The sequence below is a fragment of the Mesorhizobium sp. M0166 genome, assembly GCF_040322255.1.
GTDB lineage: Bacteria > Pseudomonadota > Alphaproteobacteria > Rhizobiales > Rhizobiaceae > Mesorhizobium.
Genome location: NZ_JAMYTD010000015.1, coordinates 1 through 13,654, shown reverse-complemented (window position 1 = coordinate 13,654; position 13,654 = coordinate 1). Strand labels below are relative to the sequence as shown.

Sequence of the window (13,654 nt, the reverse complement as noted above, 5' to 3'; positions counted from 1 at the left end):
GCGCGGCTTCGTTAACGAACCATCAACCATGTTCGAGCCCCGGCCGCCATCCGCAAACCCCATGCGCCCAAACTGTCGATGAGCATTGGGGCAAAAATCCGGGCGGCTGGCATCAATTCGCCGACCAAGCCGACTTCATGAACGATGGTAGGGGTGGCCGGAAAGGATCGTGGCCGCCCTGTAAAGCTGCTCGCCCAGCATCACGCGGACCAGCTGATGCGGCCAGGTCAGCGCGCCGAGCGACACCGTCAGATCAGCCAGGTCGCGCAGCGACTGGTCATGGCCGTCGGCGCCGCCAATGGCAATCACCAGCGCCTTGCGCCCGCCATCGCGCAGCGAACCTATGCGGCCGGCGAAATCCTCGGAGGAAAGGTTCTTGCCGCGCTCATCCAGCAGCATCAGCGCCGTGCCCGGCTGCAAGTGCGTCTGCAGCTTCAGGCCTTCCTCGCGCCGGCGCTCATTGGCCGTCTGCGCGCGGCCTTCGGCAATCTCGACGATCCCGGCGAATTCGAGGCCTACGGCAGGACCGCTCTTGGCAAAACGCTCGAAATAGCGATCGGCCAACTGCTTCTCGGGGCCGGCTTTCATTCGGCCCACGGCATGAACGGTAATCTTCATCCTTGCCTCGAAGAGCCGCTGATGCATGTCGGACAACGACATGCATCAAGACGAATACGGCTCAGTGGAGGGTCTCCTCCTCGAGATCAGGCGCCTGCCACATCTTTTCGAGATTGTAGAAGTCGCGGACCTCGGGACGGAAGACATGGACGATGATGTCGCCCGAATCGATCAGGACCCAGTCGGCGCCAGCCAGCCCCTCGACGCGCGCCGTGCCGAGCCCGGCATCCTTGAGCGCCTTGAGGAGATGATCGGCAACAGCCGAGACATGACGGTGCGATCGACCCGATGCGACGACCATGTAGTCGCCGAGGCTCGATTTCCCCTGAATGTCGATTGAGACGATGTTTTCGGCCTTGGAGTCTTCCAGACTGGCAAGGACTGTCTTGATGGCGCGGGACACGGCGTCGTTTACGCTGATCCCGGCCGGCGAAGGCACGATGTCGGCCTTCTTCCGAAGTGCTGTTCTCAGTGTATTTCCTTTCGCAGCAAGAACAACCAAATCACCTATGAAATCAGGTGACACTGCTTAGATAGGCAGAGTTAGGTTGCAGTTTCAAGACACCGCTCGCAAGCAGGCGCCCGGCAGCGGCCGAATATCGGGCTTTCCGGGCGAGAAATTCGGAACCGCCTCGCCCCGCAGCGGTTATCGGCTCATCCACGAACCGGAATCCCGACATGCCGATCGATCCCCAGAACGCTCTCCTCACTGTTCAATCCGGCCTTGCGCAACTCAGTACGCTGATCGTCTCCTACTCGCTTTCGGCGGTCGGCGCCGTCATCCTGCTGGTCATCGGCTACATCGTCGCCGGCCTCGCCGAGCGTTCGATCTACGCCGGCCTCGGCCACGTTCACGGTTTCGACGAAACGCTCCGCCATTTCTTCTCGCAGGTCGTCCGCTACGCCATCCTGGGACTGGTCGTGATCATGGTTCTCGGCCAGTTCGGCGTGCAGACGGCTTCGATCATTGCCGCTATCGGTGCTGCCGGCCTGGCCATCGGCCTGGCGCTGCAAGGCACGCTGCAGAACATTGCCGCCGGTATCATGCTCCTGGCGCTGCGGCCGTTCCGCATCGGGGAATATGTCGAAGTCGGCGCCATATCCGGTACTGTCGAGGAGATCGGGCTGTTTGCCACTACGCTGAGAACGGTCGAGGGCGTCTACGTGCTTGCACCCAACTCGACCCTGTGGAACCAGCCGGTCCGCAATTTCACCCGCAACGGCGTGCGCCGCGGCGACATCACGCTCAGCATCGGCTCGTGGAACGACATCGATTTCGCGCAAAAGACCATGCTTGGCGTTGCCGCCGCCGACCGGCGTGTCAGGCGGCAGCCGGCGCCGATCGCCTTTGTCGCAACCGTCGGCGATAGCACCGTCACCATCACCTTGCGCTACTGGACGGCAGCCGCCGACTTCTTCGCCGCCCAGATCGACCTCACCAAGAATGTCAAGCAGGCGTTCGATGCCGAGGGCCTTTCGGTCCCGGCGCCGGCGCCGAAAGCGCCGCAGCCCGATGCCTCAGCCACACGGCAATAAAGCATTTGAAACCAGCTGGAGGGCGTTCAAAGCTCTCCGCGCCCGCGCTGACCTTCGGGCGCGAAGGCGAGATCGACGGGCAACGGCGCCTGCGCCGTCATCGGCGCGAAACTGCCGGTCTCGGTGGCGGGCACCGGCCGCACCATGACGACCCGCCAAAGAACGAACAGGCAATAGGCGGCGGCAATGATGATTGCCACATAGATGAAGGCCTGCGTGCCGTAGATGGCGGAAAGCCCGGTCACAATGCCGGGCACGACGAAGCCGGACAGCGACCAGGCAAACAAGAGCGAGCTCGACAGCGCCACCATATCGTCCTTGCCGGCGCGGTCGCCGGCATGGGCGCTGGCCAGAGAGTAGATCGATTCCGAGGCGCCGTCCCAGACGACGTAGATGACGAGCAGCGCCGCCAGCGCGCCACCGTCGAAACCGAGGGCAAACAGGCCCGCCGCGGCGGCAAGCGCCGACGCCGCGATCAGCACAAAGCGCCGGTCGGTGCGGTCGGAAATCCAGCCGAGCGGAATCTGCAGGATCAGCGTGCCGACCGGCATTGCCGAAAGCAGCAAGGCGACGTCGGCCTGGCTGTAGCCCTTGGCGGTGGCATGGATTGGCGCAAAACCCGAAATGGTCATCGACAGGCCGCCGACGGCAAGCATGCCGGCAACGCCGACCGGTGAGATCCGCCAGGCCCTGCCGAGCGCCACGGAGGCCGCTTGCGGCGCCGGCGGCTGCGCGAGCCGCGTCAGCCCGACGGGAAGGATCGACAGCGCGGTGAAGGCAATGCCGATCAGCGGCGCGTCGGCCGCGCGGATATCGATCAACGCCAGTGTCGAATAGCCGACGCCGAGCCCGGCGACATAGGCAACGTAGAAGATAGCCATGACCCGGCCGCGGATGGCGTTGGCGACGACATCGTTCAGCCAGCTTTGCGCGACGATGAACAGGCCGCATATGGCAAAGCCGTAGAGCGCCCGTGCCGCGATCCATGGCAATGGGTGGGGCCCGGCGCCCACCGCGGCATTGGACAGCACTATCAGTGCCGACAGCACCATGAACACGCGAGCATGGCCGACACGCCGCACCAGCGGCCCGGTCAGGATACAGCCGGCGAGGCCGCCAGCCGAAAGGCCGGTGACGATCAGTCCCGCCCATGTCGGATCGAAGCCCTCGGCGCCGAGCCGGACCGGGATATAAGCGAACATCAGCCCGTTGCCGACGGCGATCAGCGCCATCGACAAGAGGATGCTGGCAATGGCGATCGCCGGCGCCGGCTGCCCTAGACCGTTCTTGTCCTGGTCGCGCTCGAGAATCGTCATGACCGAGGATCGCCCATCAAGCTGGTCGAGGCAGCGGCAAAAGCGACATCAGCGGTCTTGCCCTCCGTGTTGGCTCAGCCCTTTGCCACCTTGCGGATCGCGCTGGACGACAGCGACGAACGCGGCCCGTGGATGAAGGTCCAGGCCGGCGCGTCCATGCGGGCGAGCAGTGGTGCGTCGCCCTCGTCGACGCGGGCATAGTCGAACGTCTTGGCGACCACCGACGACAGGAACGACAGCGTCGCGCCTGGCCGGTCAACCACCGCTATCGGGAACGTCATGACGATGCGGCGCCAGCGCTGCCAGCGATGGAAGTCGCGAAGCGAGTCGGCGCCCATGATCCAGACGAAATCGACGCCCGGATTTCGCGCCTTGACCAGCGCCAGCGTGTCCGCTGTGAAGCGGACGCGGTGGGCCGCCTCGAATGCGGTGACCTTGATCTTTGGGTTCTTCGCGATCTTTTCGGATAGCTGCAGCCGCTCGGCCAGCGGCGCCAGGTCTCCGGCATTCTTGAGCGGATTGCCGGGTGTCACCATCCACCACAGCTGATCGAGCGCAAGGCGTCTGAGTGCGATCTCGGCGACCAGCGCATGGCCAGCGTGCGGCGGGTTGAACGAGCCGCCGAAAAGCCCGACCGCCACGCCTTTCCCGGCATGCGGCATCTTGAGGTAGCGGGAGGATATGGCATGTTCGGACAAGGCAAGCATGCGTCAGGCACCCCCCTCTGCCCTGCCGGGCATCTCGCCCGCAAGGGGGGAGATTGTCAGCTTCATCCCCGGCGCCCTTAGTTCGACATCGAAAATTGGCGAAAGTATATGCGACATCCGATCTCCCCCCTTGCGGGGGAGATGTCCGGCAGGACAGAGGGGGGTGGCTGGGCGCACGCCTCTCAGGCTCTGACTGCGAACGGACTCAAGGCCTCACCTGTCCCGACCCGCGTACGCGGTATTTGAACGAGGTCAGTTGCTCGACGCCGACCGGCCCGCGTGCATGCATCTTGCCGGTGGCGATGCCGATCTCGGCGCCCATGCCGAACTCGCCGCCATCGGCAAACTGCGTCGAGGCGTTGTGCAGAAGGATCGCCGAATCGATCTCGTTGAGGAACCGTTCGACGGCGTTTGCATCCTCGGCGATGATCGCCTCGGTGTGATGCGAGGAAAAATTCTCGATATGCTCGATGGCGCCGCCAATGCCGTCGACCAGCTTCACAGCAATGATGGCGTCGAGGTATTCGGTCACCCAGTCTGCATCGCTCGCCGGCTGGGCATCGGCATAAAGCTTCAGCACCTCGGTATCGGCATGGATCTCGCAGCCTGCCGCCTGTAGGGCCTCGAGGATCGGCACCAGGTGCGTGGCGGCGACGGCACGGTCGACCAGCAGCGTCTCGGCAGCACCACACACCCCGGTGCGCCGCATCTTGGCATTGACCGCGATCTTGACCGCCATGTCGAGATCGGCCGATCGGTCGATATAGAGATGGCAGATGCCCTCGAGATGGGCGAACACCGGCACCCGCGCCTCGTTCTGCACACGCTCGACCAGGCTGCGGCCGCCGCGCGGAATGATGACTTCGAGATTGCCGGAAAGCCCTTTCAGCATTTCGCCGACGGCGGCGCGATCGGTGGTCGGCACCAATTGTATGGCATCCTCCGGCAGCCCGGCTGCCTTCAGCCCCTCGACCAGGCAGGCATGGATCGCGGCGGAAGAATTCGCCGAATCCGAACCGCCGCGCAGGATCACCGGATTGCCCGCCTTGAGGCAGAGCGCGCCGGCATCGGCGGTCACGTTAGGCCGGCTCTCATAGATGACGCCGACGACGCCGAGCGGCGTGCGCACCCGTTCGATATGCAACCCGTTCGGCCGGTCCCATGCCGCAATGACGTCGCCGACTGGATCGCGCAACTCGGCGATTTCATGGATACCGTCTGCCATGGCGCGGATGCGGGCCGGATCGAGCTTCAGCCGGTCCATGAAGGAGGCGGAAAGCCCGGATTCGTGACCATTCGAAACATCGATGGCGTTAGCATCGAGAATGTCCTGCTCACGGGCGATGATGGCGTCGGCCATGGCGAGGAGCGCGGCATTCTTGGCGGCAGTGTTCGCAATGGCCAGCGGTCGGGCGGCAGCGCGCGCCTTGCGGCCTATCCGTGCCATCAAACTGGCTACATCATCGCCTTGGTGTTTGTTCAGCATTTGACCGATCCAGTGACGCTGGTGGATTTACACGCGGCCAGCCTTCCCGGCAATGGCCGCAAATTTGAGGAAGCAGAATGAAGAGAGTTATAATCCTCGTTGCTCTCGGCGCGATCCTCGTACCGACAGGCCTCCGTGCCGCCGACTACTGCGACGACAAGTTTGAACCCGGAGAGAGCCCCGACGGCAAGGCCATGCTTATGGTAAGCTCGATGATGTCCCTCGCACTCGCTGAGCGCTATTGCGGCGCGCCACCGACACCGCTTTCCCAGATCGACGTCGTTGTTGAAGAGTTGCATGGATGTGGGCCGCGCGCTCGGCTTGAGGCGGAATTCAAAAAAAGGATGGAAGAGGAAAAAGGGGCAGAAGCAATGACGACTGACGCGCTCATCCGCGATCTCGTCGTCGAAGACGACAAGGATGTTCCCCAAGCCGAAGTGGATCGACGTGCCAAGGCCGGCATCGAAGCGGAGTTGGGAGGTTGCAGCGAACTTCTGAAGATATACCAGGACTTTCAGGATCGATATCGCAACCCACCCAAATGGCCGCATGAGCCTGACCAGTAGCGCGCCGTCAAAGGCGGGCTGCATCTCCGTCGGCCGCGCCGCTCACCACGAGGTCGTCGCGGTGGATCATCGCCGAACGCGCCTCGTAGCCGAGCACGGTCTCGATCTCGGTCGTCTTCAGGCCCGCGATCCTTACGGCATCGGCGGCATCATAGGCAACCAGCCCGCGCGCTATCTCGCGGCCCTCGGGCGACAGGATCGCCACCGTGTCGCCACGCGCAAAATTGCCGCTGACAAGTTTGACACCGGCCGGCAGCAGCGACTTGCCGGAGAGCAGCGCGCCGATGGCGCCGGCATCGACGGTCAGCCGTCCTGCCGGTTCGAGCTGCCCGGCGATCCAGGTCTTGTAGCCTTTGACCGGATTGGCGCTCGGCCGGAAGAACGTGGCGCGCTCGCCGCGCTCGATTGCCAGCAGCGGCGACAGCCGCGTGCCCGATGTGATGATCATGGCGGTACCGGCTGCGGTGGCGATCTTGCCGGCGTCGAGCTTGGTGCGCATGCCACCGCGCGACAATTCCGAAGCGGCGGCGCCCGCCATCGCCTCGATGTCGGGGGTGATGCGGTCGACGATCGGAATGAACCGGGCTTGCAGATCGCGCCCCGGCGGTGCCGTGTAGAGCCCGTCAATGTCGGAAAGCAGCACCAGTAGATCGGCGCCCATCATGGTGGCGACGCGCGCCGCCAGCCGGTCGTTATCGCCATAACGGATTTCGGAGGTGGCCACCGTGTCGTTCTCGTTGATGACCGGCACCGCCTTCATCTTGAGCAGCGTCGAGATCGTCGCCCGCGCGTTGAGATAACGGCGGCGCTCTTCGGTGTCGCCGAGCGTCAACAGGATCTGGCCCGATTTCAAGCCATTCTTGCCGAGCGCATCCGACCAGGCGCCGGCCAAAGCGATCTGCCCGACGGCAGCAGCGGCCTGGCTCTCCTCGAGCTTCAGCGCTCGCTTGCCGAGGTCGAGGATGGTGCGGCCAAGTGCAATCGCCCCGGAAGACACGACGAGAATTTCGGCGCCGCCATTGGCCAGCACGGCGATGTCGTTGGCAAGCGAGGCCAGCCAGTCGCGCTTCAGGCCCGCCGTGCGGTCGACAAGCAGCGCCGAGCCGATCTTGACGGCAATGCGCCGATAATTTTTCAGCGATTGCGCGGCCATGGCTATGTGTTCCAGCGCGTCTCGACCGGCGCAGCGACAGCCTCGCGCGCATCGGCCACCACAGCCATCAGCGCGCGCAACACCGCCTCGACGCCTTCGCCGGTGACCGCCGAAAGCAGCATCGGCGCGCGGCCGGCGGCGCGTTTCAGCGAGGCGGCTTTCGTCTTGCGCGCGGCGGCGTCGAGTATGTCGACTTGGGAAAGCGCGACGATCTCGACTTTGTCGGTCAGTCCGTTGCCGTAGGCGTCGAGTTCGGCGCGCACGGTCTTGTAGGCCTTGGCGGGATTTTCTTCCTGCGCCGAGACAAGATGCAGAAGGACACGCGTGCGTTCGACATGGCCGAGGAAGCGGTCGCCGATGCCGACACCTTCATGCGCGCCTTCGATCAGGCCGGGAATGTCGGCGATGACGAATTCACGCCCGTCGATGCGGGCCACGCCAAGGCCCGGATGCAGCGTGGTGAAGGGATAGTCGGCGATCTTCGGCTTGGCCGCGGTGACCGCCGCCAGGAAGGTCGACTTGCCGGCGTTGGGCAGCCCGACAAGGCCGGCATCGGCGATCAGCTTCAGCCTGAGCCAGATATTAAGCTCTTCGCCAGGCAGTCCAGGGTTGGCGCGGCGCGGCGCCTGGTTGGTCGAGGTCTTGAAATGCTGGTTGCCGAAGCCGCCATTGCCGCCCTTGGCCAAAAGAAAGCGCTGGCCGACGACCGTCAGATCGCAGATCAGTGTCTCATTGTCCTCGGCAAAGACCTGTGTTCCGGCTGGCACTTTCAGCGTCACGTCGGCACCCTTGGCGCCGGTCATGTTGCGGCCCATGCCGTGCGTCCCGGTCTTGGCCTTGAAATGCTGCTGGTAGCGATAGTCGATCAGCGTGTTCAGCCCATCGACCGCCTCGACCCAGACATCGCCGCCGCGGCCGCCATCGCCGCCGTCCGGGCCGCCGAACTCGATGAACTTTTCGCGCCGAAACGACACCGAACCGGCGCCGCCGTCGCCGGAGCGGATGTAGACCTTGGCTTGATCGAGAAATTTCATCGGATTGTATGGTTTCTGCTATTGGCTTTGCGGGATTGCTCTAAACCAAGGCGGGTCGAAGGGCGAGGGCCGTTTTTGCTACTGTAGCGTCGCGCGTAGCTCTGGACGCGTGCCATTTGGTTGACCCTTGCCGAAAATCGATCCTCGGCTTTCTAAGCGCGAGATGTCGGAATGAAGCTGGTAACTTACAATATCCACTACGGCGTCGGCCTCGATGGCCGCTATGATGTCGGCCGTATCGCCGATGCCGTGCGCGGCGCCGACTGATCGCGCTGCAGGAGGTCACCCGCGCCAACCCGAAGAATGGCGGCCGCGACATGGTGGCCGAGCTCGGCGAGGCGCTGCCCGACTATTTTGCCGTCTACGGCAGCAATTTCGAGGCCGACGCCGGCTCGCGACTGGAGAACGGCCGCGCCATCACGACCACCTTCCAGCTCGGCAACATGGTGCTGTCGAGGACGCCGATCCATCTGTCGCGCAATCTCCTTTTGCCGCGCAGCCGCAGTTTTGAGGCGATGAACTTCCAGCGCGGCGCGCTGGAGGCGCTGATCGAAACGCCGCTTGGTTCGATCCGCTTCTATTCCACCCATCTCGACCACCGCAGCCCGGTTGAACGCCTGAGCCAGATCCGCTTTCTGCGCCAGCGCCTGTTGAACTACCCGCTCGATGGCGGTGGGCTCTCCGGCGTCGCCGAGATCGGCTTGCCGGATCTGCCTTGTCCCGAAGCCTTCGTCGTTATGGGCGACTTCAACATGCTGGCCGGATCGCCGGAACACGTCGAACTCGCCGGCCAGCCTGACCATGAATTTGGCATGCCGGTGACCGCCGACCTCGCCATCGATGCCGCCACACGCCTCGGCGCTGCCTGCGCCGATCTCGTCACCTGGGTCGACCCCAAGCGGCCGGGCGATACCAGCCGCTACAAGCGCATCGACTACATCTTCACCAGCGCTTCGCTTGCCAAATCGCTGAGGCGCCTGTAGGTCGACCGGCAAGTGGCCGGTTCGGATCACTTGCCGGTCTGGCTCGAGATGGCCTGAGCCGCATCCATCAAAAATGCACCCAGTTCCGCAGGCTGGTCCAGGTCTTGCGGTCGAGGCGGTAGCGCTCGACCGGCACCTGGCCGGCAACGATCGAATTCAGCATGCCCTGGCCGGCATACTGGAAGCCGCATTTGTGGATGACCCGGCGCGAGGCCGGATTGATAACCCGCGTCGAGGCGTGCAGCACCTGGATCGTGGTTCTCTGGAAGGCAAGGTCGACCAGTGCGTGCGCCGCTTCCGTCGCGTAGCCGCGTTTCCAGTACGGCTCGCCAATCCAGTAGCCGAGCTCCAGCCCACGATCCGTAGTGTTGAGCCCGGCACAGCCGACGAAGGTCTCGGTGCCGGCCAGCGTCAACGCATAGGCGATTCCGGCCCGGCGCGACGCCGTCATGGCCAGGAAAGCGCGTGCCTCCGCCTCGCCATAGGGATGCGGCATGCGAGCCAGCATTTCCGCGACATGGCGGTTGTCGGCGAGCGCCACCAATTGCTCGATGTCGCCTTCACGCGGGGCACGCATGACCAGCCGCTCGGTCGCGAGCACCGGGCAATCTATCGTGTAACTTTCGTCGTCTGAGTCTTCCGCTTCGGCAACCATGTCAAAGTCCTCCAGGCAAGAAAAAGGGAGATGGAAACCCATCTCCCCTGATCCTTTTCCTGGCTTGGCCAGACACCGGTCCCGAGATGGGTGCCGGTGTTCTCGTGCGGAACCGGCTACTCCGCTGCCTTCGTCATCGGGTTCACCGATACGTAGGTTCGGCCATTGGCTTTTTTGTTGAAGGTGACTGCGCCAGCTTCCAGCGCAAACAGCGTGTGGTCCGTGCCAATGCCGACATTGGTGCCGGGATGCCACGTCGTGCCACGCTGACGAATGATGATGTTGCCCGGAATCACGGCTTCGCCGCCGAACTTCTTCACGCCGAGCCGCTTGGAATGGGAGTCGCGACCATTGCGCGACGATCCGCCAGCTTTCTTGTGTGCCATCTAACTACTCCGATGCGCCGCGAGGCGCCTAAACGATCTTATGAACGCGTTCGCGTTCCGTTTCAAGTCCGATCCGGCGACGATTGCGCCGTTCGTTTTACTTCTTCGCCAATTCCTTGGCCTGCTCGCGCCAGTCCTTGATCTGGTCGGCGCTGAACGGCATGTGCTCGTCGATCTTGGCGACATCCTTGTCGGACAGCTTGGCGATCTGGGCGAAGGTGGTGATGCCCTGTTCGTTGAGCTGGCCGGCGGCAACCGGGCCGATGCCCTTGATCACCGTCAGGTCATCCGGCTCGCCCTTCGGCGCCTTAAACAACGGCGCGGCGGCTTCACTTGCCTCGGCCTTGGCTTCTTTCTTCGGCGCAGCCTCTGCCTTCGCTTCGGCCTTCGGCGCGGCTTCAGCCTTCGCCTCGGTCTTGGCTGCAACCTCGGCCTTCGCTTCGGTCTTGGCGGCGGCCTTCTTCGCTGGCTTGGCGCCGCCCAGCAGGATCTCGGCGATCCTGACGGTGGTCAAAAGCTGGCGATGGCCGATCTTGCGGCGCGAATTCTGCCGACGGCGCTTCTTGAAGGCGACGACGGTGCGGTTCTTGCCCTGCTCGACGACTTCGGCGGTGACCATCGCACCATCGACGAACGGCGCGCCGAACGTGACGTTCTCGCCCTCGCCATGCGCGAGCACATTGCCGATTTCGACGATATCGCCGACATTGGCTTCGAGTTTTTCGATCTTCAGGAGATCGTTGGCGGCAACGCGATACTGCTTGCCGCCCGTTTTGATGACTGCGAACATTTTTTGCCTTTCGCTGTTCGGTCGGCCTTGATGAACCGCTTCAGGCGGTTCGGCCGTCTTTTTGTCAGTCTGCGGGTTCAAAAAACAAGCGGCGCGGAAGATTCCTCCACGCCGATTGCGCGCTGTCCCTAACCGAAGGTTCGGCTTGAGTCAAGGCAAGCGCCGCGGGCAAGAGGCGGATGAGTTGAGCCCAGTCCGCCAAATATCGAACAGCGGCTACCGGAGCCTTGAAGAAAGCACGAACGGGAACCTGCGGCGCCGGGGCAGATTGGCCCTTGTAACCTGCCTGTCCAGCCGTTATCTAGTGCGCCGCGCCGGCAACGGCGGACCATGACCGCGGAGAGGTGGCAGAGTGGTCGAATGCACCGCACTCGAAATGCGGCATGGGTGCAAGCCCATCGGGGGTTCGAATCCCTCCCTCTCCGCCAGTGATCCTAATTTCTTGATACTGCCTGCCGAACGCAGCCATAAATGCTTGTGAAGTCGCGGAGCTCAATCGCAGCCGGCGTTAGCATTAGCCCGCTACGTCGTTGTGACCAGGCAACCGAGCGGTGTTGCGGAAGGTTGTCAGTCCGCAGCGTGGTCAAGCGAGCATCAGCCGGATTGTGTATTTGGTGACCCGTCGCGAACCTACCCACGACCTCATCGATCACATGGAACGGAGCAAGAAAACCACTTCCGTGGTCGCACTGGATGGCGGCTGGGTTCTGTTGCGCGCAGTTGCGGATCAAGACGGCTATGACTTGTGTCTGCGGCGGCAAGGCCGCCAAAATCGGCGAGCGATGCACTAACTGCTGGAGTGCGCACCGCCTTCGAGGTATAAATGGCTCTATATTCCGGGAGGAAGAGCCATGAATGCAGTGCCTCAATGGCGGCTCGCAGGCGACTGGTTCGACATCTGCAGCTGCGATATCCCTTGCCCTTGCGAGTTCGCCCAGCGGCCGACCGGCAATCATTGCCAGGGTGTGCTCGCCTGGCATGTGCGCGAGGGTCAGTATGGCGACGTGAAGCTCGACGGCCTGTCGCTGGTGGCGCTCGGAGAGTTTGAAGGCAATCTATGGGCCGGCGAGGCAAAGGCCGTGATGGGCATGTACCTCGACGAGAAGGCGAACGAACGGCAACGTGAAGCCCTGCAGGCGATCTTCGGCGGGCAGGCTGGCGGCTGGCCGGCGGGTTTTGCCGCCAACATCGGCGAGATGCGTGGCATGGAGTTCGTGCCGATCACTTTCGAGGTGGCGGGGGATCTTGCCAACTGGCGGGTCGAGATTCCTGGCCTCGTCGTCGGGCATGCGGAAGCGCTTTCAGGTCCCACGACACCACCCGGCAAGCGGGTGCAGACGATCAACCCGCCGGGCTCGGAGGTCGGCCCGGGCCAGGTTGCCACCTGGGGGCGTTCGGTCGAGGTGAGCACCAAAGGCTTCGGGCTCGACTGGACGGGCACGGCGCGCTCGAGCAAACACATTCCGTTCGACTGGACCGGCCCGAACTAGGGACGTGCCGATGCCTGACGCGTTCCCCGGGAAATCGTGGCGGCTCCGGAATTTGCGTGGCATGCCGCTCGGCCTTCTCGCATCGCTTGTCGTGCTAACAGCGGCGGCGTGGGCGCTGACCCTCAGCATGGATATGCCTATGGGCATTGCGGTGCGCGGCGGGATGGAGGGCATGGAAGGCATGGCCGGCATGGCGACGGCCGGAATTGCCGCCGACGGCTGGTCGCTTGCCGGCGCCGCCGCCTTTCTTGCTGTATGGACGGTGATGATGGCTGCTATGATGCTGCCGGCGGCCGCGCCCATGATCTTTATGTTCGCAGCGGCGCAGGCCAGGCGCGAACAGCACGTCGCTATCCCGGCGTGGATATTCGTCGCGGGCTACATGCTCGTCTGGGCGGCGGCGGGCCTTCTTGTGTATGTCCTGGTCCAGCTCGGAAGCGCGTTTGCGACGAGCCTCGATCCGCCTCAGCGTTCGAAATGGGCGCCGCTCGCGCTCGGTATGACGCTTGGCGTCGCCGGACTCTACCAATTCACGACCCTCAAGCACATTTGCCTCAGCCATTGCCGTTCGCCGCTCGCTTTCGTTGCGCAGCATTGGCGCGACGGCCGGGTTGGCGCACTCGAGATGGGGCTGCGGCACGGACTCTATTGCTTTGGTTGCTGCTGGGCTCTGTTTGCCTTGCTGGTCGCGGTGGGCATCATGAGCGTCGCCTGGATGCTGCTGTTGACGCTGGTCGTCTTCGTCGAGAAGCTGCTGCAGCGCGGCCGCCGCTTCGAAGTTGCTTTGGGCATTGCGCTGATGGCCCTCGGGATCGCTGTATCGTTCGGCGCGATCGAGATGCCTTGGATGAGCGGCTAGATGTTTGATCCCAGGCTTTGATGGTTCATCATTGTCGTCCGAATCAAAGGATGCACTATGGGCCAGGTTCTGCAT

Annotated in this window: 14 protein-coding genes, 1 tRNA gene and 1 pseudogene; 6 read left to right on the top strand and 10 right to left on the bottom strand. The window is 63.6% G+C overall.

Annotated elements, in window-relative coordinates:
- Positions 1–135 precede the first annotated feature (135 nt).
- Positions 136–618 carry a 23S rRNA (pseudouridine(1915)-N(3))-methyltransferase RlmH gene (rlmH, locus tag NKJ46_RS17515; protein ID WP_352666096.1) on the bottom strand — a complete coding sequence of 161 codons (483 nt, stop codon included), beginning with the start codon at positions 616–618 and terminating at the stop codon, positions 136–138.
- Positions 619–679: 61 nt separating this feature from the next.
- Entirely contained in the window at positions 680–1,057 is a 378-nt protein-coding gene (gene rsfS / locus NKJ46_RS17510) for a ribosome silencing factor (RefSeq protein WP_023678068.1), read from the bottom strand.
- Positions 1,058–1,296: 239 nt separating this feature from the next.
- On the opposite strand from rsfS, the gene NKJ46_RS17505 reads away from it, so the two are divergent.
- On the top strand, positions 1,297–2,154 hold the full coding sequence (locus tag NKJ46_RS17505) for a mechanosensitive ion channel family protein (protein WP_352666095.1): 858 nt from the start codon (positions 1,297–1,299) through the stop codon (positions 2,152–2,154).
- A 26-nt stretch (positions 2,155–2,180) separates the two neighbouring features.
- Here the strand turns inward: NKJ46_RS17505 and NKJ46_RS17500 are convergent, their stop codons facing one another.
- From NKJ46_RS17500 to NKJ46_RS17490, 3 genes are all read right to left on the bottom strand, one after another.
- Positions 2,181–3,470 carry an MFS transporter gene (locus NKJ46_RS17500; RefSeq protein WP_352666094.1) on the bottom strand — a complete coding sequence of 430 codons (1,290 nt, stop codon included), beginning with the start codon at positions 3,468–3,470 and terminating at the stop codon, positions 2,181–2,183.
- A gap of 74 nt (positions 3,471–3,544) precedes the next feature.
- Positions 3,545–4,132, bottom strand: coding sequence for a nicotinate-nucleotide adenylyltransferase (locus NKJ46_RS17495; RefSeq protein ID WP_352666237.1), 588 nt, complete (start codon positions 4,130–4,132; stop codon positions 3,545–3,547).
- Between the two features lie 250 nt (positions 4,133–4,382).
- Positions 4,383–5,663 carry a glutamate-5-semialdehyde dehydrogenase gene (locus NKJ46_RS17490; protein ID WP_352666093.1) on the bottom strand — a complete coding sequence of 427 codons (1,281 nt, stop codon included), beginning with the start codon at positions 5,661–5,663 and terminating at the stop codon, positions 4,383–4,385.
- A 194-nt stretch (positions 5,664–5,857) separates the two neighbouring features.
- On the opposite strand from NKJ46_RS17490, the gene NKJ46_RS17485 reads away from it, so the two are divergent.
- Entirely contained in the window at positions 5,858–6,229 is a 372-nt protein-coding gene (locus NKJ46_RS17485) for a hypothetical protein (protein ID WP_352666092.1), read from the top strand.
- Between the two features lie 7 nt (positions 6,230–6,236).
- Here NKJ46_RS17485 and proB read toward each other — a convergent pair whose 3' ends face one another.
- On the bottom strand, positions 6,237–7,382 hold the full coding sequence (gene proB, locus NKJ46_RS17480) for a glutamate 5-kinase (protein ID WP_352666091.1): 1,146 nt from the start codon (positions 7,380–7,382) through the stop codon (positions 6,237–6,239).
- Positions 7,383–7,384: 2 nt separating this feature from the next.
- Positions 7,385–8,416, bottom strand: a complete 1,032-nt coding sequence (obgE, locus tag NKJ46_RS17475) for a GTPase ObgE (RefSeq protein WP_352465645.1) — start codon at positions 8,414–8,416, stop codon at positions 7,385–7,387.
- Between the two features lie 171 nt (positions 8,417–8,587).
- Here obgE and NKJ46_RS17470 point away from each other — a divergent pair.
- Positions 8,588–9,399 (top strand): annotated as a pseudogene (locus NKJ46_RS17470) (endonuclease/exonuclease/phosphatase family protein).
- A gap of 67 nt (positions 9,400–9,466) precedes the next feature.
- Here NKJ46_RS17470 and NKJ46_RS17465 read toward each other — a convergent pair.
- The 3 genes from NKJ46_RS17465 to NKJ46_RS17455 form a co-directional block, all read right to left on the bottom strand.
- The gene (locus NKJ46_RS17465) at positions 9,467–10,054 is read right to left on the bottom strand and encodes a GNAT family N-acetyltransferase (protein WP_352666090.1); all 588 of its coding nucleotides are present in this window, start codon (positions 10,052–10,054) and stop codon (positions 9,467–9,469) included.
- Between the two features lie 116 nt (positions 10,055–10,170).
- Positions 10,171–10,440, bottom strand: a complete 270-nt coding sequence (rpmA, locus tag NKJ46_RS17460) for a 50S ribosomal protein L27 (RefSeq protein ID WP_023678077.1) — start codon at positions 10,438–10,440, stop codon at positions 10,171–10,173.
- A 97-nt stretch (positions 10,441–10,537) separates the two neighbouring features.
- Positions 10,538–11,230 carry a 50S ribosomal protein L21 gene (locus NKJ46_RS17455; RefSeq protein ID WP_352666089.1) on the bottom strand — a complete coding sequence of 231 codons (693 nt, stop codon included), beginning with the start codon at positions 11,228–11,230 and terminating at the stop codon, positions 10,538–10,540.
- Positions 11,231–11,568: 338 nt separating this feature from the next.
- Between NKJ46_RS17455 and NKJ46_RS17450 the strand changes: the two genes are divergently transcribed.
- From NKJ46_RS17450 to NKJ46_RS17440, 3 genes are all read left to right on the top strand, one after another.
- Positions 11,569–11,658: transfer RNA gene (locus tag NKJ46_RS17450), tRNA-Ser, on the top strand.
- A gap of 423 nt (positions 11,659–12,081) precedes the next feature.
- The gene (locus tag NKJ46_RS17445) at positions 12,082–12,720 is read left to right on the top strand and encodes a DUF1326 domain-containing protein (RefSeq protein ID WP_352666088.1); all 639 of its coding nucleotides are present in this window, start codon (positions 12,082–12,084) and stop codon (positions 12,718–12,720) included.
- Between the two features lie 61 nt (positions 12,721–12,781).
- The gene (locus NKJ46_RS17440) at positions 12,782–13,579 is read left to right on the top strand and encodes a DUF2182 domain-containing protein (protein ID WP_352666087.1); all 798 of its coding nucleotides are present in this window, start codon (positions 12,782–12,784) and stop codon (positions 13,577–13,579) included.
- Positions 13,580–13,654: the final 75 nt, after the last annotated feature.

What these genes read in the sequence shown, in the direction of transcription:
- rlmH (WP_352666096.1), bottom strand. Translation starts at nt 618, where the DNA reads ATGAAGATTACCGTTCATGCCGTGGGCCGAATGAAAGCCGGCCCCGAG.
- NKJ46_RS17505 (WP_352666095.1), top strand. Translation starts at nt 1,297, where the DNA reads ATGCCGATCGATCCCCAGAACGCTCTCCTCACTGTTCAATCCGGCCTT.
- NKJ46_RS17500 (WP_352666094.1), bottom strand. Translation starts at nt 3,470, where the DNA reads ATGACGATTCTCGAGCGCGACCAGGACAAGAACGGTCTAGGGCAGCCG.
- NKJ46_RS17495 (WP_352666237.1), bottom strand. Translation starts at nt 4,132, where the DNA reads ATGCCGCATGCCGGGAAAGGCGTGGCGGTCGGGCTTTTCGGCGGCTCG.
- NKJ46_RS17490 (WP_352666093.1), bottom strand. Translation starts at nt 5,663, where the DNA reads ATGCTGAACAAACACCAAGGCGATGATGTAGCCAGTTTGATGGCACGG.
- NKJ46_RS17485 (WP_352666092.1), top strand. Translation starts at nt 5,858, where the DNA reads ATGCTTATGGTAAGCTCGATGATGTCCCTCGCACTCGCTGAGCGCTAT.
- proB (WP_352666091.1), bottom strand. Translation starts at nt 7,382, where the DNA reads ATGGCCGCGCAATCGCTGAAAAATTATCGGCGCATTGCCGTCAAGATC.
- obgE (WP_352465645.1), bottom strand. Translation starts at nt 8,416, where the DNA reads ATGAAATTTCTCGATCAAGCCAAGGTCTACATCCGCTCCGGCGACGGC.
- NKJ46_RS17465 (WP_352666090.1), bottom strand. Translation starts at nt 10,054, where the DNA reads ATGGTTGCCGAAGCGGAAGACTCAGACGACGAAAGTTACACGATAGAT.
- rpmA (WP_023678077.1), bottom strand. Translation starts at nt 10,440, where the DNA reads ATGGCACACAAGAAAGCTGGCGGATCGTCGCGCAATGGTCGCGACTCC.
- NKJ46_RS17455 (WP_352666089.1), bottom strand. Translation starts at nt 11,230, where the DNA reads ATGTTCGCAGTCATCAAAACGGGCGGCAAGCAGTATCGCGTTGCCGCC.
- NKJ46_RS17445 (WP_352666088.1), top strand. Translation starts at nt 12,082, where the DNA reads ATGAATGCAGTGCCTCAATGGCGGCTCGCAGGCGACTGGTTCGACATC.
- NKJ46_RS17440 (WP_352666087.1), top strand. Translation starts at nt 12,782, where the DNA reads ATGCCGCTCGGCCTTCTCGCATCGCTTGTCGTGCTAACAGCGGCGGCG.